Origin of the sequence: Heyndrickxia vini, assembly GCF_016772275.1 — a bacterium.
GTDB classification, from domain to species: domain Bacteria; phylum Bacillota; class Bacilli; order Bacillales; family Bacillaceae_C; genus Heyndrickxia; species Heyndrickxia vini.
Map to the genome: position 1 here is coordinate 1185237 of NZ_CP065425.1, position 20268 is coordinate 1205504.

General features: G+C 35.4%; 15 protein-coding genes. 11 read left to right on the top strand and 4 right to left on the bottom strand.

Annotated elements, in window-relative coordinates; translation table 11 throughout:
• The first annotated feature begins 49 nt into the window (after positions 1-49).
• The 3 genes from I5776_RS05815 to I5776_RS05825 all read left to right on the top strand — a co-directional run bounded on the left by I5776_RS05815 (position 50) and on the right by I5776_RS05825 (position 8009).
• Positions 50-7027 carry a DNRLRE domain-containing protein gene (locus I5776_RS05815; RefSeq protein ID WP_246483938.1) on the top strand — a complete coding sequence of 2326 codons (6978 nt, stop codon included), beginning with the start codon at positions 50-52 and terminating at the stop codon, positions 7025-7027.
• 25 nt (positions 7028-7052) lie between these two features.
• Entirely contained in the window at positions 7053-7520 is a 468-nt protein-coding gene (locus I5776_RS05820) for a hypothetical protein (protein ID WP_202779408.1), read from the top strand.
• Positions 7521-7595: 75 nt separating this feature from the next.
• The gene (locus I5776_RS05825) at positions 7596-8009 is read left to right on the top strand and encodes an SMI1/KNR4 family protein (RefSeq protein WP_202779410.1); all 414 of its coding nucleotides are present in this window, start codon (positions 7596-7598) and stop codon (positions 8007-8009) included.
• 97 nt (positions 8010-8106) lie between these two features.
• Here I5776_RS05825 and speD read toward each other — a convergent pair whose 3' ends face one another.
• Positions 8107-8919, bottom strand: a complete 813-nt coding sequence (gene speD / locus I5776_RS05830; protein ID WP_202779412.1) for an adenosylmethionine decarboxylase — start codon at positions 8917-8919, stop codon at positions 8107-8109.
• A 362-nt stretch (positions 8920-9281) separates the two neighbouring features.
• Between speD and helD the strand changes: the two genes are divergently transcribed.
• Both helD and I5776_RS05840 read left to right on the top strand, forming a co-directional pair.
• Positions 9282-11585, top strand: a complete 2304-nt coding sequence (gene helD / locus I5776_RS05835) for an RNA polymerase recycling motor HelD (protein ID WP_202779414.1) — start codon at positions 9282-9284, stop codon at positions 11583-11585.
• Between the two features lie 471 nt (positions 11586-12056).
• Positions 12057-13004 carry a magnesium transporter CorA family protein gene (locus I5776_RS05840; RefSeq protein ID WP_202779415.1) on the top strand — a complete coding sequence of 316 codons (948 nt, stop codon included), beginning with the start codon at positions 12057-12059 and terminating at the stop codon, positions 13002-13004.
• A gap of 269 nt (positions 13005-13273) precedes the next feature.
• Here the strand turns inward: I5776_RS05840 and I5776_RS05845 are convergent, their stop codons facing one another.
• A complete protein-coding gene (locus I5776_RS05845) occupies positions 13274-13408 on the bottom strand; it encodes a lmo0937 family membrane protein (RefSeq protein ID WP_202779416.1) in 135 nt (44 codons plus the stop codon).
• Positions 13409-13556: 148 nt separating this feature from the next.
• Between I5776_RS05845 and I5776_RS05850 the strand changes: the two genes are divergently transcribed.
• Together I5776_RS05850 and I5776_RS05855 are read left to right on the top strand one after the other, a co-directional pair.
• On the top strand, positions 13557-14984 hold the full coding sequence (locus I5776_RS05850; protein ID WP_202779417.1) for a phospholipase D family protein: 1428 nt from the start codon (positions 13557-13559) through the stop codon (positions 14982-14984).
• A gap of 85 nt (positions 14985-15069) precedes the next feature.
• Positions 15070-15555 carry a spore coat protein gene (locus I5776_RS05855; RefSeq protein ID WP_425490373.1) on the top strand — a complete coding sequence of 162 codons (486 nt, stop codon included), beginning with the start codon at positions 15070-15072 and terminating at the stop codon, positions 15553-15555.
• A gap of 107 nt (positions 15556-15662) precedes the next feature.
• On the opposite strand, the gene I5776_RS05860 is transcribed toward I5776_RS05855, so the two are convergent.
• The gene (locus I5776_RS05860) at positions 15663-15779 is read right to left on the bottom strand and encodes a YjcZ family sporulation protein (RefSeq protein WP_202779423.1); all 117 of its coding nucleotides are present in this window, start codon (positions 15777-15779) and stop codon (positions 15663-15665) included.
• A gap of 255 nt (positions 15780-16034) precedes the next feature.
• Between I5776_RS05860 and I5776_RS21375 the strand changes: the two genes are divergently transcribed.
• From I5776_RS21375 to I5776_RS05875, 3 genes are all read left to right on the top strand, one after another.
• Positions 16035-16172: a YjcZ family sporulation protein gene (locus tag I5776_RS21375; RefSeq protein ID WP_246483939.1), complete on the top strand. Its 138-nt coding sequence runs from the start codon at positions 16035-16037 to the stop codon at positions 16170-16172.
• A gap of 44 nt (positions 16173-16216) precedes the next feature.
• Positions 16217-18052: a terpene cyclase/mutase family protein gene (locus I5776_RS05870; RefSeq protein ID WP_202779425.1), complete on the top strand. Its 1836-nt coding sequence runs from the start codon at positions 16217-16219 to the stop codon at positions 18050-18052.
• Between the two features lie 119 nt (positions 18053-18171).
• Positions 18172-18456 carry a hypothetical protein gene (locus I5776_RS05875; RefSeq protein ID WP_202779427.1) on the top strand — a complete coding sequence of 95 codons (285 nt, stop codon included), beginning with the start codon at positions 18172-18174 and terminating at the stop codon, positions 18454-18456.
• Between the two features lie 75 nt (positions 18457-18531).
• On the opposite strand, the gene I5776_RS05880 is transcribed toward I5776_RS05875, so the two are convergent.
• Entirely contained in the window at positions 18532-18852 is a 321-nt protein-coding gene (locus I5776_RS05880) for a thioredoxin family protein (protein ID WP_202779429.1), read from the bottom strand.
• 234 nt (positions 18853-19086) lie between these two features.
• On the opposite strand from I5776_RS05880, the gene I5776_RS05885 reads away from it, so the two are divergent.
• The gene (locus I5776_RS05885; protein ID WP_202779431.1) at positions 19087-20259 is read left to right on the top strand and encodes an FtsW/RodA/SpoVE family cell cycle protein; all 1173 of its coding nucleotides are present in this window, start codon (positions 19087-19089) and stop codon (positions 20257-20259) included.
• Positions 20260-20268 lie beyond the last annotated feature (9 nt).

Below are 20268 nucleotides of genomic sequence, written 5' to 3' on the forward strand. Positions count from 1 at the left end.
ATTCCTTAACTTCCTAGACTTACCAAAAATCCTAGAAGGGAAGAAAAACATGCAAAAAACTTTACAAAAAGGACTGCTAGTATTATTAATCTTGTTTGTCATGTTCAGTAGTATTCCTATGAATGGTTTAGCCAAGACCATGAAGGAAAATCTAAAAGAAACGGAAACAAAACAAGAAAATAGCAATACAAAGCCTGCACTAGAAGATCCTGAAAATGGGGAGGTGGTAAGTGAACGAACAGAAAATACTCGATTATTTTATGATGGCAATGGGGAATACACAAAACAAATTTACTTCGATCCCATTTATAAAAAAGATAAAGCAGAGGGAGAATGGGAAGAACTTTCATCTGATATTTCAGAAGTTTCTAGCACCGAGCTTCAGACCGAGAATGCAAATTTAACATCAACATTTCCTAAGAAAACTTCCAACGGTCAATATGCTTCCTTTCAATATAATGAACATGCAATTGAATATTCTTTATTAGAAGCTTCGGGTAAGGAGCAAGAACCTGTTCAACCAAGTGAAGTAAGTGCTGATTATAAGAATAATAGTAATACTATTACGTACTCTAATATTCTTCCAGATATTGATTTAAGAAATATATCGTTTAATCAGAATACGAAAGAAGATCTCATTCTTAATCAATATAATGGCTTTAATATCTTTAAATTTAAATTAAAAACGAATTTACAAGCAGATATTCAAGACGATGGTTCTATACAATTTATTGATCAGAATCAAAAACAAGTGTTTCAATTACCCAAACCCTATATGATTGATTCAAACTTCGATGAACATTCCGGAGAATCCGCACGCTCTGAGGACGTAACATATAAATTGGATAAAACTGAAGATGGTTATATTTTAACTGTACAGGCTGATTCTGAATGGTTAAAGGACGCAAATCGGAAATATCCCGTTTATATAGATCCTACAACATCAATTAATACTACTTCTGATGCCTTTGCAGCAAGTGCTTACCCTACAACAAATTATAGTTCGGCTTCAAGTAAATGGGATGAAGGGCTAAAAAAATATATATTAAAAGTAGGATATTACGATAATACAACCGGTACAAATTTTGCTTACTTAAAACAAAGTTTATCAAGTATAAGTAATATGGAAATTACCAATGCAACATTCAATGTCTATGTTGCTCATGCTTATTACGTAAATACAGCTAATGGACTTTGGATAAATGCAAATACTCAAGATTGGTCCGCTAATACGGTAAACTGGAACAATAAGCCTACATCTTTAGCCATTGGAAAAGTAGACGTAGCAAGAAATCAGTGGGCAAAGTTTGATGTGACAAGCACTGTTCAAAAATGGATTGATGGAAGTCTTAAAAACTATGGATTTAAACTTCACACCGATGGGAATGGACAGGGCTTCTGGAAAAAAGTTGTTTCTTCTACGAATACTGACGATAAACCGTATTTATCTGTTACTTACACGATTCCTGCTCCAACAGGTCCAGCAGGGCAGGCTTATAGCAATGGGAACGGTACAGGGTATGTTGACTTAAACTGGAAGGCTGTTCCTGGTGCCATTGGATATAAAATATGGGTATATAACGGTGCACAATATGAATCTATTAATGTAGGAAATGTGACCTCGTGGTCAAGTAAAGGTCAAAAGATTTGGCCAACTGAAGCTGAAATAAAAAGTGGAAAATTTAATCTACACACCGATACAGATATCAATAAACGAACAGGAACTGAATTAGCTATTGATCCGAGCACGGTATACAAAAATTCGGGTGGAAACTATTCAACCAATACCAATTATTGGTTTAGAATTAGTGCGGTTTATTCACAAGGCGAAAGTAGCTATTCAACGTCATATTATCGGCCAACTCTACCGAATTTAAACTTGCCGCAAGCACCTGAAGGAATGAGTTATTCCAATGGCAATGGAACGGGTTATCTTGATTTCAATTGGAAACCAGTTAAAGATGCGAAAGGTTATAAGATTTGGCTTTATAATGGAAAGGAATATGAATCTAAAGATGTAGGAAATGTGACTTCTTGGTCAACGAAAGATCAAAAGTATTGGCCGACGACAGCGGAAGTTAAAGCAGGGAAATACAAACTTCATCTTAACGATAATTCTGGAGTAGAACTACCTGTAGATCCTTCGCCTGTTTATCATAATTCTGGTGGAAATTATGGGACAGCAACGAATTACTGGGTTCGAATAAGCGCCTATAATGATCAAGGAGAGACTGTCTTTTCATCTTACTATCGACCCAATATTCCGGATTTATCTGTGCCTACGAATATAAATGCTTTTCCATATACAAATATGGTTTCAAGTAACTCAGGATATGTCCAATTGAATTGGGATCCAGTCGATGAAGCAACTGGGTATAAGGTATGGCTGTATAATGGGATCAATTATGAATCATTTGATGTAGGGGATAAAGATTCATGGACTACTCAAAACCAAGGAATTTGGCCGACGGATGACGAAATTGCCAAAGGAAGATTCGAATTACATCATGATAAATCGGGAACAGAATTATCTACTGACCCATCCCCCGTTTATCGAAATTCAAAAGGTCATTATACGACGAACACCAACTATTGGTTTAAGGTAAGTGCCTATAATAATGATGGCGAAACGATTGTTTCGAAATATATTCGTCCGACGATAGGAGCTCCAACAGAATTACTAGGTACAGAAGATTACTGGTCAATCATCGATGTTACTAACGGTAGTGTGAATGCAGCAACGGGAAATTTAATAATCAGCGAAACGGATTTTTCTATTGATGGGCGTGGTCCAACGCTAGGTTTAAATAGAACATATAACAGTCTCTCCCCTAGTATTGGGCTGTTTGGTGCAGGCTGGCATAGTGATGCTGAGATGAAAATGGAAGCGATGGGCAATGAAGTTATTTTTACAGACGAAGATGGAACGGTTCATCATTTTCTAAAAGAATCGGACGGTAGTTATAAGCCACCTACAGGAGTGTACCTCGAACTTAAGGATACTACCAATGAATATATACTTACATCAAAAGATCAATCAGAAATGTATTTCAATAAAAAAGATGGTCACTTAATAAAAATTGTTGACGGACACAATAATGTACTGTCGTACACATTTACAGACAATCAACTACAATCAATAAAAGATGCTTCTGGACGGACTTTATTGTTTGAATACAATAAAGATGGCTTTGTTTCAAAAATTACAGATCCGAAAAGTAAGGACACAACCTTTGATTATGTAGACAATCAATTAGTTTCGGTAATAAATGCAAATTCAGAAAAAACAATATATGAATATGACGAGGATGGACGTTTAATTAAATACTATTCTCCTACACATATTCCAGAAAAGCCTGTAGCAACTCAATTCGGCTATGATAAAACGACCAATCGAATGATGGAAGTCACAAATCCTGAAGGCAAAAAAACAACGTTTGATTATAATACGCCAAAACGTGAACTAACAGTGACAATGCCGAACGGCAAAAAAATGTTCTATGTATACAATGCGGCAGGAAATCCAACAGAAGTAACTGTCGACCCAGATGGGCTAAAATTAACAACGACTTATAACTATGAAGGAAATAACCTAAAAGAGTCACGAGATCCAAATGATCAATCGTCAATTAAACCAACGGAGTCTTATCAATATGATTCTAACGGAAATGTAACGACTGCCGAAGATAGCTATGGGAAAGAAACCTATCAATATAATAAAAACAATGATGTGACTTCCTATGTAGATACAGAAGGCGACGAAACAACGGTTGCTTATGATGGATTAAATGCTGTTTCAGAAACTGATCAATCGGGAAAAACATCATCTATCTCGAAATACGATAAGTATGGGAATGAGATCGAATCAAGTGGTGACTTAGCTCCATCAAATAATCAATTATTGAATAATAATTTTGAAGATGGTACAACCTCATGGAATGTTGTAAATGTAAAAGATGACGGAAAGATGGTCATAGATCCAGAACAGGCATCTTCCGGAATGGGTGGTAAGCAATCCATTAAGTTATCCAGTCAAACAGCTTCAGCTGATTCCGAACATGGATATATTGCAGCTACTCAAGTGCTATCTGTATTACCAAATGTAACTTATACTTTAAGTGGACAAATCAAAACAAGCAATCTAAAAAATGCACAAGCGTTTTTTAATATTAGTTTTATTGACGGTACCGGCAAACATATTAGTTGGGCGGATAATCGTTATAGTCAGTTAACAGGCACAAAAAAGTGGACAAAGCGTCAATTGACATTCAAAACTCCTGAAAACGCAGCAAAAATTAAAATCTTTTTAGAAGTTGATCATACGTCAACAGATGCATCTGGTGAAGCATGGTTTGATGCTCTTCAATTAGAGCAAGGTGAAGTATCATCTAAATACAATCCAGTAATCAACAGCAGCTTCGAACAAAGCCTTGGTAATTGGTCTGGTTCAGGTGGTTCCGTCGATAAAACAGGTTTTGAAGGTGACAAATCGTTAAAAATTAATCGTACAAGTTCCACACAAACAAACAGCCGGTATAAACAAACGGTATCGATTGGTCAAAAACCTGAAGATAAGCCATTAGTTCTAACATTAACAGGTCTTTCTAAATCAGAAAATGTCAAAAATGGATCTTCTTCTGATCCGAATGCAGACTATGCACTTCTTGCCAAGGTTTACTTAACAGACGGAACATCGAAAAGTTATGAAGCAAAGTTTCCGTTGGGAACACAGGATTGGAATCGTTCTGCGGTTAAAATTGATCCGAATACCCCGATTGATAAAATTGAACTAACAGCCGTTTTCCAAAATGGAAATACGGGAACAGTTTGGTTTGATGGAATTCGCTTGCTAGAAGGAAATGTGATCACAAAACAAACGTTTGATAATAATGGAAACTATGCAACCCGTATCGAAGATGAATTAGGTCATGCAACATTAAACGAGTACGATGAAATCGGAAATCTTCTAACTGAAACGGATCCAAAAGGACATAAAAAGTCATATGTCTATGATGCGATGGATCGTCTCAAAGAACTAACGTTGCTTAATAGTACAAAAGTTACCTATGAGTTTGATAAAAATGGAAATAATACAAATAAATCAATTATTTCTAGTGATGGGAAAACTCAAACTTTCCATTATGAATATGATCGGAACGACCAATTAAAACAAGTAACTGACCCATTAGGTGGACTAGCAATCTATCAGTATGATGATAACGGGAATCAAATAAAAACTACCTTCCCTAATGGAAAGACGCAAGAATGGAAATATGATGGTGCTGACCGTCAAATTGAAACACTATTTGATGGAAAGAAAATGTTTACATTTGGTTATGATAAAAATGGAAATGAAAGGTCCGTTACGGATGTAGCCAGTGGAACAAGTAAAGAGAAAACATATGATTCTTCCAATCGCCTTCGTACATTAATAGAACGTGGAGGTAAAATCGAATGGACATATCCGACAACATCGGATAAAATGAATCAATTATTATTTTCTCACGGGACAACTTCTCTCAAGACAACGTTTGAGTACAATACGCTTGATCAGAATACCGTTGTCAAAGATGGTATATATTCGTATCAATTTGATTATGATGAGCAAGGTAATGTTGGAACGTATACAGCTGGGAATGGCTCTGGTTCAACCTTTGTTTATGATGATGCTGGAAAAATTAATAGTCTGGCAGTAGGCACGAAAAAGGGTGATATCCTTCTTGAGGAACATTATCGTTACGATGAAAACGGAAATCGTACAAAGATTGAATATCCAGATGGTTCGGATATATCTTACGAATTTGATTCCTCTGATCAGTTAACAAAAGAATCGTTAAAAAACGGTACTGAAAAATCATACAAATATGATGGATTTGGTAATCGTACTAACGTGAATGTAACATCAAAAGAAGGGGAAATTTCCACAGATGCCGAATATAATTCAGCCAATCAATTAACTAAATTCGGAAACGAAAAGATTACGTATGACCAAAACGGTAATCGATTATCTGATGGAAAATACATCTATGGATGGAATGCGGCCGATCAACTCATTTCCATTACCAAAAAAGAAGAAACGGCACCATTTGCGAAATATGTATATGATGAAGATGGTCGCCGAATTCAAAAAATAGTTGATGGAAAAGTCACTAACTATTATTATGATGGTGAAAGCCTGAACGTACTATACGAAACAGATGAACAAGACAAGGTTGTTCGCTCTTATGTCTATTCTCAAGATGGACAATTACTCGCATTACGTAAAGGTAGTGACACATACTTCTATCATTACAATGCACATGGTGACGTAATTGCTCTTACTGATAAAGAAAATAATATTGTTGCCGATTATCAGTACGATGCCTGGGGGAATGTGCTTCAATCAGATGAGCAAGACAGTGTGAAGGATAATCCTTACCGTTATGCAGGATATCAGTTTGACAAAGAAACAGGATTATATTATTTGATGGCTCGGTACTACAATCCGAATCACGGTGTTTTCTTATCTATGGATCCTGATCCTGGTGACGATGATGACATTTTGACCCAAAATGGCTATACGTATGGTAATAATAATCCGGTAATGTTAGTCGATCCAGATGGACATTGGGTATGGCTCGTCATTAATGCAGGGTTTGCTATTTATGATGGTTATAAAGCTTATAAAGCAGGAAAAAGTAAAAAACGAATTGCTTGGGCTGCAGCCTCAAGTTTTGTTGGAATCGGAAAAATAAATAAAGTTTCAAGGGCGGCAAAATATGCGGGGAGAGTTGGAAAGCAGACTAAACTAAAATCACTACTAAATCATAAGCATACGCCCCGACATGTAAAAGGACATATTAAAAATGAGTTAAGACATATTAAAAGTAAAAAAAGAAAAACAATTAGGGTACCACAAGGATATAATCTTGCACATAAGAGAGGATACGAAGCGAGAAAGGGATATGGTTATGCACATACAGTACTTCAAAATATAAAAAACCATAAAACTCAACATAAATATGATGGAAATGGTAGAAGAAGATAACTAAATATTAGAGGGTGATATTTTTATGAAGCTTTATAATAAAATGCTTGTTGGAATTGGGGAAAAAAGTCTTAAGTGTTTTTCACCTAAGGGAGAATTATTATATGTAGCTAGTAGTTTTGATAAAATGAAAGGGCGCTTACCCAAAGATCATCATTTCTTTGTTGGATTAACTGGAGATCGAACATTTTCAAGATATGGTGTTGTAAAAAAAATAAATGATCCTTTATCTGTGCATGATCTTGTGAAATTAGACTTTAAGTCTAGAAATTTGAGTATACCTAATTTGGCAGAGGTGGATTTACAACCGTATGAACGGTTTTTAGAGAAAGTAAACTCTTTTCCAGAACACACACCATTGGCTACTACTTGGATTGAAAAAGGTGTGGGCATACTTGAAAAAAAGAAAGAGTTACGAGTTCATAAAGTTTTCTTTCGTGATCTCACAAAAGAGGAGAAAATGGAATTGTTTGGATTTGAATTAAATTCTTAAAAAACACCAATTATTTTATTTCCTTTTTTACTTTTGGTGAAACCTCATAAATTAAATAAGGAGTATTAATTAATAATGCAGAATATAAGAAAGCTCATTTCTTCAAGGAAACCTGGAGTGTCGGAAGATTGTATATTAAGAACCGAAGAAAAGTTAGGAGCTAAATTTCCTATTCGATATAGAGAGTTGGTAAAATTAATTAATAATGCAGAGGTTGATAATTGGATTTTTTATCCTATAAAAGATGAAAATCGAATTGAAAAAACATTTGATGATATAGTTAGAGCAAATACCGATATAAATAATGAAAGTTCTAATAATTATATTGCTTTTGCAGAGGACGGAACTGGTGATCAATTATGTTTCAAAATTAAGGATGAAAAAATGCTTGAATATATTTATTTTTGGGATCATGAAAATAGCAGCGTTGAAATAATTGCGAAAAATCTAGAAGAATTTATTATTAATTTGTTAAAAGGAGATTTTTAATAACCATATTCTAAATACACAAGCCTAATACAGAAAATGTTGTTACAAATTTAAAAAGGGAATTAGAGTGTATCGCTCTGATTCCTTTTTTTATGGGTTACTGTTGCTCAATATTCCTCCCATAAAATATTTCATCCATTTCCTTTTTCAATCTTTCGGTTATTTTCTCTTCTTCCCCTTCAGCAAGTTCATCCTTTGTAGATCCGAATAGATAATTATTTAAATCGAATTTTTTGATCTTACATTTCGTGTGAAAAATATGCTCCGGATAGACGTTTACATCAATCATATCGTAGTTACTTTTGATGTTATCTGGAATATAATTTTGGATAGAGCTTATGTCATGGTCAATAAATAATTTCTGTCCTTTTTTGTTTCTAGTAAATCCTCTTACACGGTAATCTATTGTCATAATATCCGTATCAAAGGAATGTATAAGGTGATTGAGAGCTTTAAGCGGAGAAATTTCTCCACAAGTGGATACATCAATATCCGCACGAAACGTACTAATCCCTTCATCTGGGTGATATTCTGGATACGTATGTACAGTAATATGGCTTTTATCTAATTGTAATACAACAGATCCCGGAAGTGGCCCGGGAGACTCACTGTATGATTCAGTAGGAACATCGACAACAGGTCCTTCAGAAACTAGTAAGGTCACACTTGCTCCTTGGGGGATAAAATCTTGTTTTGCTGTGTTCAATACATGGGCACCGATGATATCTGATACATCATTTAAAATCGCTGTTAATCTGTCCGCGTTATATTGTTCATCAATATACTCAATATAAGCCTCTCGTTCTTCCTTCGTTTTTGTAAAGCAAATATCATACATATTAAAACTTAATGATTTAGTAAGATTATTGAAACCATGTAATTCAATACGCTGTTCAGGTGTAAGCTTCATATCGAATTCGCCCCCTTCTCCAATTGTTTACCCTCTTTTTATTATTACACTCGATTATTAGATAAATACTTATAAAGTAGTTCAAAAAAAGTGAATAATAAAATGATAATTGACTGCATAGGGTAAGGGTGTATCTGGGGATACCTGCAAAACAAAAACGACATGAATTAAACTTTGAAGTTAGTATGATGAATAGGGAAAATTTCGAATAAAAGGAGAATGTGGTGGATAACAAGCATAGAAAGTGCTATAATGAAAAGTGATCGATTATTATTTGTTAATTAATCATAATTATCTATATTAACATTAACACAAATAAAGAGCGATGTCAACTATTTTAGATTTTTTTCAGGAGGTTTCTTATGACAATTCAAGATAACGAATGGTTACAAGAACAAAAAAGGGTAGATGACACAGTTAGAAAGGTGAAAGATAAGAAGCAATCTTTGCTTTCTCAAGTGAAATCTGTCAAAGATGAAGCAGATGAGATTAAGCAGAACTTTTGGGAAGATGTGACAGTTAACCTTGACGAACCGGATGATGTTATTGAAACCTTTACAAGTATAAAGCAACAGGCAGAGCTTCTTTCAGAACGTGAACGAAGTTATAAGCATGTGGAAGAAAATATTTCTATTCTTAATAAGCTTGAATACTCGCCTTATTTTGCACGTGTGGATTTTAAAGAACAAGATGAAGAAAATGAAAACATATATATTGGCATCGGATCTTTTCTCGATGGTGATGATTATCTCGTTTATGATTGGCGGGCGCCGATATCAAGTATTTATTATGATGGAAGCCCTGGACCTGTTTCTTATGAAACTCCAGAAGGTCCTCGGAAAGGTGAAATGTTATTAAAACGACAATTTATAATAAAAGATGGACAGATTGAATCGTTATTCGATACAGGAGTAACGATAGGAGATGAAATGCTTCAAGAAGTGCTTGGGAATAGAGCGGATACGCAGATGAAAAACATCGTAGCGACTATTCAAAAAGAGCAAAATAAGATTATCCGTGATATAAGAAGTAGATTATTATTTGTTCAAGGGGCAGCAGGAAGTGGAAAAACATCTGCAGCATTGCAAAGAATAGCCTACCTCTTATATCGTTTTCGTGATTCGCTTTACTCTGATCAAATTATCCTGTTTTCACCTAACCGTTTGTTTAATCACTATATTTCAAAGGTACTCCCAGAGCTTGGCGAAAATAACATGGAACAAACAACGTTTTTGGAATTTGCGCAATCAAGAATTCCGGATCTCACTGTAGAAAGCTTATTTGAACAATTTGAAACAAGTTTAAACGCAGTGGATCATCACTACAGATCAAAGGCCATTCGATTAAAGGGCGATTTGCCTTTTGTTCATGCAATCAGTGATTATGTGGACAATTTAGTTACTTCAGGTTTGTTTTTTAAAGACATAAGCTTCCGTGGGAAGATACTCATATCAAAGGAGGAAATTTCTGAGCTCTTTTATTCATATGATCAATCCTATACATTGCCGAATCGTTTTCCTCTTATTAAGAAGGAATTATTAAAAAGATTAAAAGAAATAGCTAGGGAAGAAGAAAAGGCACCGTGGGTAGAAGAGGAGATGGAGCTATTAGATAGAGAGGATTATTTAAAGGCATTTCAGCATTCTCTAAAAGGAGAAGATGATTTCAATTCTTTCGATCAAGAGAAGAAATTTTTAGCTAAACAAATTGTTAATAATTATTTTAAAAAAATACGGGCCGGAATAAAACGGTATCGGTTTTTTCACCGTAAAGCTCAGTATGTAGATTTTTTAAAAAAGGTTCCAGAATTACTTACTCTTAAAAATTATGATATCAATGCAGAAGATTGGACAGAGATTCAAAGAAACACGATTAAATTACTAAATGAAAAAAATATTCAAATGGAAGATTCGGTTCCTTACATGTATTTATACGATTTAATTGTTGGGAGAAAGAATCAAACCTCAATTAAATATGTGTTTATCGACGAGATTCAAGATTACACACCCGCACAACTTGTCTATATGAAATTTATGTATCCATATAGTAAGTTCACGATGCTTGGTGACATCAATCAATCCATTTTCAATAAAGGAAGCGAATCTCCAATTCAAACATCGATGAACATATTTGGGGAGGAAAAAGCTGAGATTATCCGCTTGACGAAAAGCTATCGATCAACCGCTGCAATTACAGCATTCACTAAAGCCATTTTACCTGATGGGGAGGCAATAGAGCTATTTGAGAGGGAAGGAGAACTACCATCCTTTATCATTGAAAGTACATTTGAAGGAATGTTAGATCAAATTGTTAGGCAAGTAGAAAGAATAGCGTTAACATCCAGTTCCATCGCCATAATTGGGAAGACGATGAAAGATTGTGAGCAAGCTTACCAGCAATTAAAGAAAAAAATAAACATTTCATTAATCGACTTGAAAAACCAAGAATTAGCGGAAGGCCCAATCATTCTTCCTTCCTATTTAGCAAAAGGATTGGAATTCGACAATGTTATCGTCTTAAATGCATCAGACGATCGTTACAACGATGAATCAGAACGTACCTTGCTTTACACAATATGCACAAGAGCCATGCACCACCTCATCATCACCAGCCAAAACCAACCATCACACCTATTTGATAGGGTTCCTGAAAATTTATATAAGTAAAAATCTCAAATCAAGTATACATCCACGTATGCTTGATTTTTTACTTTTTTATACGGTTAAAGGAAATTCTTAGTCCTTACACGAAGTAGATTGGAGCGGAAGGGTGCGAGACTCCTGCGGGAAAAACGGTAAACGGGAGACCCCATAGCGAGGTACGAGCGAGGAGGCTCCCGAACCGCCCGCGGAAAGCGAGCACCCTGCAGCGGAAATCTACGTCCACGTCCAGCACAAAGTAATAAAATTCAGCATTATATATGAAAAGTATTCAGAAAAATAAAATGTTTCACGAATGGATTGTTCTTTCATCCATTTGAGTTTAAGATTAGAAGGTACAAAAAATTACTTTTATGGGGAGTTGATATATTTGGATAACCCAAATGGTCCTGAGCCAATAGAATATGAGGAAGTCAATATATCTGCGTACCTATTGAAGGTAAGATGACTTCCTCGTCACCAAGAGGAGGTTAGATGATGTTAGAAATCTACAAAACAAATGGAATGAACAAGCTAGAAGCTGTATCTGAAATCACAAAAGGATGCTGGATTAACTTAGTTTCACCAAATGAAGAAGAAATTCAATATGTGGCCAATCATGCGAATGTACCAGTGGATTTCATTAGGGATGCATTAGATGATGAAGAACGATCTCGGATTGAAAAAGAAGAAGGAGATGTCTTCATTATCATTGATTATCCGTATATTTTGAAGGATGAATCAGGCTATTCAGTGTATGAAACATTGCCGCTAGGAATTATTCTAACAAATGAGTGTATCATCACGATTTCACTTAAAGATGCCCAAGTACTGATGGATTTTAAAAATAACAAAATTAAAGGCTTTTATACGAATAAAAAAACACGATTTGCCTTACAAATCCTATTTGTCATTTCATCCTATTATTTAAGATACCTAAAACAAATCAACAAAAAGACGGATGATGTAGAACGAGAATTACATCAAACATCGATGAAAAACAAGGAATTGTATTCCTTGCTTGCATTAGAAAAAAGTTTGGTTTATTTTACAACATCATTGAAGTCAAATAAAATGGTGCTCGATAAAATTCTCCGTATTAATTATATAAAAATGTATGAAGAAGATAAGGACTTATTAGAAGATGTAATCATTGAAAATACACAGGCGATTGAAATGGCAGCGACGTATAGTTCTATTTTAAGCAGTATGATGAATGCCTTCGCATCCATCATTTCAAATAATTTGAACGTTGTTATGAAATTTTTAACTTCGATTACAATCATTCTTTCTTTTCCAACAATGGTTGCTAGTTTTTTAGGAATGAATGTCCATTTACCTTTTCATTTAGAAGAATACCCACATGCATTTTTAACAGCAATTATTTTTGCCATCTTTTTAGCGAGTTTAACTGCATTTATTTTTTGGAAAAAGAAATACTTTTGAAATAAGAAAAGCGGAAGCGCCTTGCTGATCGACGTAAAAACTGGATGGACTTTGACTGAGATAAAGGAAACGCGGGTTATGCAAGGGGAATCGATGTTGACTTATCGTAGGGAAAAGTCCTGAAGTTTTCTAGTCGATAGGCGCTGGAGCTAGACAAAGCAGGTACTTTATAGGAACATTGATCCTAATAAATTTATACTTTCTTTCCTTATAAACAAGGCTGATCCTCAGGATCAGCCTTTTAATATTAATGCATCGATCATTTTTCTTTAGCGTTTGATTAGCTTTATGATAAAAACAATGACAGCTATAACGAGGAGAATGTGAATTAGTCCACCGGCAACATGTCCGATTAATCCTAAAATCCATAGTACGATAAGAATTCCAATTATTGTCCAAAGCATATGTAACTCACCTTTCAAGTTTTTTTGTTATTGTTAGAATACCCATCGTGTTGAATAGTAAACCAGTAAGCCAATTGTGGACATGGTTATAACCGTTTCATTTTCGGGAAAACTACGGTAATGACTGCTATGGTGAGGAGGGCTACCCGTGACAAAGAAAAAAATTCTTTTTTTTATTTTATTCCTATTTTTTCTTGTTTACGTTAGCACAATCATTTATCACGTGTATAAACCTCTTCCGAAAGGAATTTCCTATGAGGGTCAAATACATCATGTTTCAGAAGATGATATTTCCTTTTTAACTGATTTAACCTACCAAAAGGCAGGACATCTGAAAATAGAGCAAGAAATCTTCCCTCGTATCTTTAAAGTCATTGATCAGGCTCAGAAATTTATTGTTTGTGATTTTTTTCTTTTTAATGGTTATTATGATCATGAATTGAATTTTCCGCCATTAAGCGAAGACGTGGCACAAAGACTCATTCGTAAAAAACAAGAAAACCCCAATATACGAATCATCGTGATTACCGACGATATCAATACATCCTATGGATCACATAAATCAAAAGAGCTTGAAGAATTAAAACGAAATGGAATAGAAGTAGTGATGACAAATTTAGATCCTTTACGAGATTCAACTCCCCTGTATTCCGCTCTTTGGAGAATGTTCTTTCGTCCATTTGGTCAATCAGGAAAAGGGTGGATACCTAATGCGATGGCAGATACTGCACCACATATGACCATCCGTTCGTACTTGAAATTATTAAATATCAAGGCCAATCATCGAAAAACGTTTGTGACAGAAAAATCCGCATTTATTTTATCAGGGAATCCTCATGATGCTAGTGCATACTTTTCTAATCACGCGATAGAAATCAAAGGATCGATTATTCAAGATTTACTGTTTTCTGAACAAGCAGCAGCTAATCTTTCAAATGGACCGACGCTTCCGACCTATCTATCGAAGGATGAAAAAGAGGGGAAATATCAGGTCCAATTATTAACGGAAGGGAAAGTATTTAAGCATATTTTACATGCAATCAATCAAACAAAAGCGGGGAACGAATTGTGGATGGGAATGTTTTATATTGCTGATCGAAAAATAATCCATTCCTTGCTAAATGCCGCTGATAGAGGAGTAAGAATTAAATTAATATTGGATCCTAATGAAAATGCCTTTGGAAATAAAAAATCCGGCCTTCCAAATCGACCTGTCGCTGAGGAGCTAAACAAGAAATCTAAAGGAAAGATTCGCATTCGATGGTATAACACGGGGAAAGAACAATATCATGCGAAGTTAATATATATAAAGAAACGAAAGCACGCCCTAATCTTTAGTGGATCCACCAATCTAACTTTTCGAAACTTGGCCGATTATAATCTTGAGACAGATGTGAAGATAACAGCTCCTATTCAAGCAAAATTAGTTGGTAAAGTTGACCGTTATTTTGAGCGAATTTGGTCAAATCAGGATGCCGAATATACATTGGAGCTTTCTAAGTTTCAAGGAAAACTTCTTTTTTTACAAAGAGGTGTGTATCGATTACAAAAACTATTGCATTTAACAACGTATTGACGAATGAAAAGCCCATTTTCCCAAGGATAACCTTCCATTTTCGCCTAGTATGAATAAACTAGTAGCGATTTGAAATAGGAGGGGAATACTGATGGCAAGACAATTAGCTTGGCACGAAACACTAGAATTGCATGAATTAATGGCGTTACAAGCAAACTGTTTAATGCATTTAAAAAAGTCTGTGAAAAAAGTGACAGATCCGGAACTTAATGATTTGTATGTATCATCGATTCGTTCGATTGAAAAAAACTTAAAAGAACTTGTTCCATTTGTGAAAAGAGCTCCCTCACCTAGAATGGACCTCATGCGTCAAGATGAAACCGGATTCTTTGCCGGGAATTTGTTAGGTGCTGCGAAAACATCAGTTAAATCATATGCTGCAGCAATAACAGAAACAGCTACTCCTGAATTAAAAGCAATCTTTACTAAGCATTTAAATAATAGTATTAAATGGCATACGAGGGTGTTCGAATATATGCATAGAAAAGGATTATATCCTGCCTATGATTTACACAAATTATTAGAAAATGATACAAACAACGTACAAAAGGCTTTATCAATGAAATATTAATTAATCTAAGCCCATCCAAATCGATGGGTCTTTTTATGTAAGAAGGGGAAAAATCATTCAATTCAATTTCCCCTCGTACACTTATTTACCGGAATAAGGAAGGGTTTTTAATAACCGCCTCCAACGTAAGCAGCTCCAATAATGACTAATAGAATAAACAAGACAACTATCAATGCAAAACCAGCTCCAGCGCCATATCCACCACCAGCAACAGCTTCACCCATAATAACACCTCCTGTTCATGGTTATTCTATGAAACTAAATTGATATCGTTATAGACATTAACCCGTCCTTTATGAATTAGTCAGACGCTTATTTTTTTAAATAGTAATCCCTACCTAATTCCAATCCCCCATAGACTTATGCCTTTCCAACAATAATGAATGTACATATGCTGGTAATGAAGTTGTTTGGAAATCTTGTTTTATACAAAATGATGGAAATTTCTATGCAACGAAAGTGGAAAGGAGGAGATCATAATGGGTTTTGGTTTTGGAGGAGCTCCATGGTGCCGACGTCAAGTAGTCCAGCCTGTTGCACGACCACCATTTAACTTTGCATTAATCGTAGTCCTATTTATCCTGCTTATTATTGTAGGTGCAGCTATTTGTATGTAATGTAATGGATGATTCTCAGGCGAGCAAGAGAGTGGGGTGAATAAATGAATATAAATGAAAAGATTAGCAATAAAATAAACCAACTTACCGAGGAGATTATAAACTGTCAAGAAAGTGATGGGGCATGGAGGCTTTGTTTCGAAAGCGGCACGATGACAGATGCTTATCTACTGATCATTCTGCGGATTTTGGAATATGAAGAGGAGAAATTAATCAAAAGACTTTACAGGCGATTAATCAATACTCAACAAACAAATGGAGCTTGGATATTATATGACGACGAGGAAGGAAATCTTTCAGCTACGGTTGAAGCATACACGGCTCTATTATATTCAGGCTATGTATCCCAATCAGACGAAAACATGAAAAAAGCAGAGACATTTATAGTAGAACATGGTGGTCTCGAAAAAGTTCATGTATCAACGAAATTTATGTTAGCACTAAACAATCTATACCCATGGCCTAAGTTCTTTCCTCTTCCACTATATCTACTAAATATTCCGAAATTCCTTCCAGTCCATTTTAATAAATTTAGTGCTTATGTTCGTGCACACCTATCACCTATTTTAATTCTAGGTCATAAAAAATTTGCAATAAAAAATGATTGGACACCCGATTTATCCCATTTACTCACTCGCCGAAAAAAAGGTCGGAAACGAAAAGGGCTTTTTTCACGACTTTCGCCATTTCATTTCCTCACTAAAAAAGCAATGGGAAAAGCCGAATCGTATATGCTTGAAAGGATCGAGGATGACGGAACACTATATAGTTACGCAAGTGCTACTTTTTATATGGTATATGCAATGCTTGCACTAGGTTACCGACCGAATTCACCATATATTCTGCATGCAATCGAAGGGTTAAAATCGTTGCTATTTCATCAATCAGAAGACAGCCATTTGCAGAATTCGCCATCAACCATTTGGGATACGGCATTACTAAGCTATGCTTTACAGGAATCAGGTATCCCGATAGATACTCCGGTCATTCAATCCTCAGCTAAATTCTTGCATTCTGTTCAGCAAACAGTAAAAAAAGAAGGAAGCACACATACACCGGGAGGATGGGGATTTTCAGTTACAAATACTTCTAATCCAGATATCGATGATACACAGGCAGCGCTGCGAGTTATTTCTCAGTTTGCTTTACATCAATCAGAATACCGAAAGTCATGGAATTTAGGGGTCAATTGGTTAATGTCCATGCAAAACGATGATGGAGGATGGGGAGCATTTGAAAGAAATCAATATAAAAGCTTTATAGGACTATTTCCTATTGAAAATTTTAAAGATACCGCGATTGATCCATCCACAGCTGATTTAACAGGAAGAACACTAGAGTTTTTTGGAAATTATGTGAATGTCTCAACACTACATCCACGGATTCAATTAGCTGTAGATTGGTTGTGCAAACATCAAGAGCAGAATGGATCGTGGTATGGACGATGGGGAGTTTCATATATATACGGAACTTGGGCAGCTGTAACCGGTCTGAGAGCCGTCGGTGTAGAAACAGCGCATCCATCGATTCAAAAGGCGAGAAATTGGCTGCTAAGTATTCAGCGAGCCGATGGAGGATGGGGAGAATCTTGTATAAGTGATATAGAAAAGAAGTATGTACCATTACCATTTTCAACAATTGTACAAACCTCCTGGGCTTTGGATGCACTTATTTCAACTGCTGAATATTCCACTCAAGAAATTGAGAGTGGGATCCATTTTCTCACGAAAGAGCGTGATGAATCGGAAAGATCTGTAACCTATCCAACAGGAGCGGGGTTACCCGGTCATTTTTATATAAACTATCATAGCTATCATTTGATTTGGCCCTTGCTAACATTAAGTCATTATCGTAATAAATATTTAAATGGGGCGATTTAACGATTTTGTATTAAAGGGTAAAATGCCGTTTCTTATACTAATTTGTTTTAATATGATATACCATGTCTTAAAAACTAAACTTATAGGAAATTCTCTAATAGGAGCAAAGGAGGGAGATAATGGCGTATCTAGATCCAGGATTAATGAGAGTATTTCGTGGCAGAATTGCTAACCCAATGACATTGAGGCGTGTTTACGGTATTTGTCGTTCCTATCGTTTACATGATTTGAGACGTCCTGCGGGAGCATACGGAATGGTAGACCGATTATCGAGATGTGTTGGTGTACCAGTAACACCAGCGCAAAGGCATAATGCAGCACAATGGTTGATGACATGTGGGGTAGATCCACAACACCCTGGTCATCGAAGAAGAATGTGGCGAATGATTCGCGGTGGTTGGTAAAAGGAATAAATAGTGAAATAATGAGTAAAAAGGGGTTGTCTGATGCTTTGCTTTTCAGACAACCCCTTTTGCTTTTTAGTAGCCAGTACTATCAAGAAATTCTCTGACTTGCTCAGGACTTTTTGCATTAGCACTATGAAGATGATGAGTTTTTTCTCCGTTTTGATAAATTAATAAACTTGGGATTCCCATGACATTATATTTTTCAGCAAGCTCAGGGAAGTTATCCCGATTAATTTCATACCATTTATATTGTCCGTAATCGTTAATGATGTCGTCAATGAACATATTTAGTCGTGTACAATCTGGACACCATCCCGCATAAAACTTTACAATAACCGGATTTGATCCAGAGATAATACTCTCAAATGTTTCTAATGTTGTAATTTCTTCCATTTTATTAACCCTCCAAATGAACTTGTTAAAATTTGTTTATCGTACTATTAGTATTGTATATATAGTTGTAATTTCATACAATGATTTAGCTTATGTTAGTTGGCTCCAAAGAGATTATAATATACAATAGTATTCTTGGTACAATTTGTTTCTTTGTTCCATTGACAGGATTCAGTATAATGATAGTATGTGTTTTTAACGACTTTTTTAGATTTACTTAGGAGACGAGGATGTATGACTTCTCAAAAAGGGAAAACTTCAAAAATAGATTACGGTCTTGTATTGACACTTATGCTAATGTGCTTAGTAAGTTTAATATCCATCTACAGTGCACAAAAAGCGGGACAATTAGATCAAAATTACTTAGTTAAACAGGTTGTCTGGTATGTAGTTGGTGTTTGTATTGTTGCTGTGACCATTCACTTTGATTCAGATCAGCTAAAAAAGTTATCATGGTATCTTTATGGATTTGGAATCTTATTACTAGGGTTTCTAATTATTGCTCCAGAGAGTATCGCCCATGTGACAAAGGGTCAAAAAAGCTGGTTTACCGTTCCGTTTATGGGAACTTTTCAGCCGTCTGAGGTCGTGAAAGTTTTCGTTATTATCGCTTTAGCACGAACGATTGTGGATCATCATGATAAATTTCTTATTAAAACAGTTAAGACGGATTTTTGGTTGTTAATCAAATTGGGTTTAGTTGCTGCACTGCCGCTTGCTTTAATTATGCAGCAGCCTGATTTAGGAACAGCTTTAGTAGTTGTTTCGATATTATTAGGAATCATTTTTGTATCAGGGATTACTTGGAAGTTACTGCTTCCGATTTTTGGCGGTGGCGGTTTATTAGCTGGTATTGTCCTTTATTTTGTCATTTGGATGCCGCAGATTTTAGAAAAGTATTTACATGTTAAACCTTATCAATTTAATCGTATTTATTCATGGCTTGATCCGTATAAGTATAAAAGTGATTCGGGTTATCAGTTAATTAATTCACTTCTTGCTATCGGGTCCGGTCAAACACTTGGAAAAGGTTTCAACATTAGTGAAGTGGACATACCTGAGAGACAGACCGATTTTATTTTTAGTATGATTGGTGAAAATTTTGGATTTATCGGGGCGAGCGTAGTCGTCAGCTTATTCTTTATGTTGATTTACCATATAACAAAAGCTAGCTTAGAAACGAAAAATAACTTTTATTCCTATATTTGTGCCGGGGTCATCGCGATGATTACGTTCCACGTGTTTGAAAATATCGGAATGACGATTGGACTACTTCCGATAACAGGTATTCCTTTACCGTTTATTAGTTATGGGGGAAGTTCATTAATGGGAAATATGCTTGCCATTGGTCTCATCTTTTCCATACGTTATCACTATAAAAAATATATGTTTGGTACGGAAAAGTAAAAAGCTTCT

Bases quoted from the DNA above. Each gene is read 5' to 3' on its own strand.
- I5776_RS05815 (WP_246483938.1), top strand. From the start codon at position 50: ATGCAAAAAACTTTACAAAAAGGACTGCTAGTATTATTAATCTTGTTT.
- I5776_RS05820 (WP_202779408.1), top strand. From the start codon at position 7,053: ATGAAGCTTTATAATAAAATGCTTGTTGGAATTGGGGAAAAAAGTCTT.
- I5776_RS05825 (WP_202779410.1), top strand. From the start codon at position 7,596: ATGCAGAATATAAGAAAGCTCATTTCTTCAAGGAAACCTGGAGTGTCG.
- speD (WP_202779412.1), bottom strand. From the start codon at position 8,919: ATGAAGCTTACACCTGAACAGCGTATTGAATTACATGGTTTCAATAAT.
- helD (WP_202779414.1), top strand. From the start codon at position 9,282: ATGACAATTCAAGATAACGAATGGTTACAAGAACAAAAAAGGGTAGAT.
- I5776_RS05840 (WP_202779415.1), top strand. From the start codon at position 12,057: ATGTTAGAAATCTACAAAACAAATGGAATGAACAAGCTAGAAGCTGTA.
- I5776_RS05845 (WP_202779416.1), bottom strand. From the start codon at position 13,408: ATGCTTTGGACAATAATTGGAATTCTTATCGTACTATGGATTTTAGGA.
- I5776_RS05860 (WP_202779423.1), bottom strand. From the start codon at position 15,779: ATGGGTGAAGCTGTTGCTGGTGGTGGATATGGCGCTGGAGCTGGTTTT.
- I5776_RS21375 (WP_246483939.1), top strand. From the start codon at position 16,035: ATGGGTTTTGGTTTTGGAGGAGCTCCATGGTGCCGACGTCAAGTAGTC.
- I5776_RS05870 (WP_202779425.1), top strand. From the start codon at position 16,217: ATGAATATAAATGAAAAGATTAGCAATAAAATAAACCAACTTACCGAG.
- I5776_RS05875 (WP_202779427.1), top strand. From the start codon at position 18,172: ATGGCGTATCTAGATCCAGGATTAATGAGAGTATTTCGTGGCAGAATT.
- I5776_RS05880 (WP_202779429.1), bottom strand. From the start codon at position 18,852: ATGGAAGAAATTACAACATTAGAAACATTTGAGAGTATTATCTCTGGA.
- I5776_RS05885 (WP_202779431.1), top strand. From the start codon at position 19,087: ATGACTTCTCAAAAAGGGAAAACTTCAAAAATAGATTACGGTCTTGTA.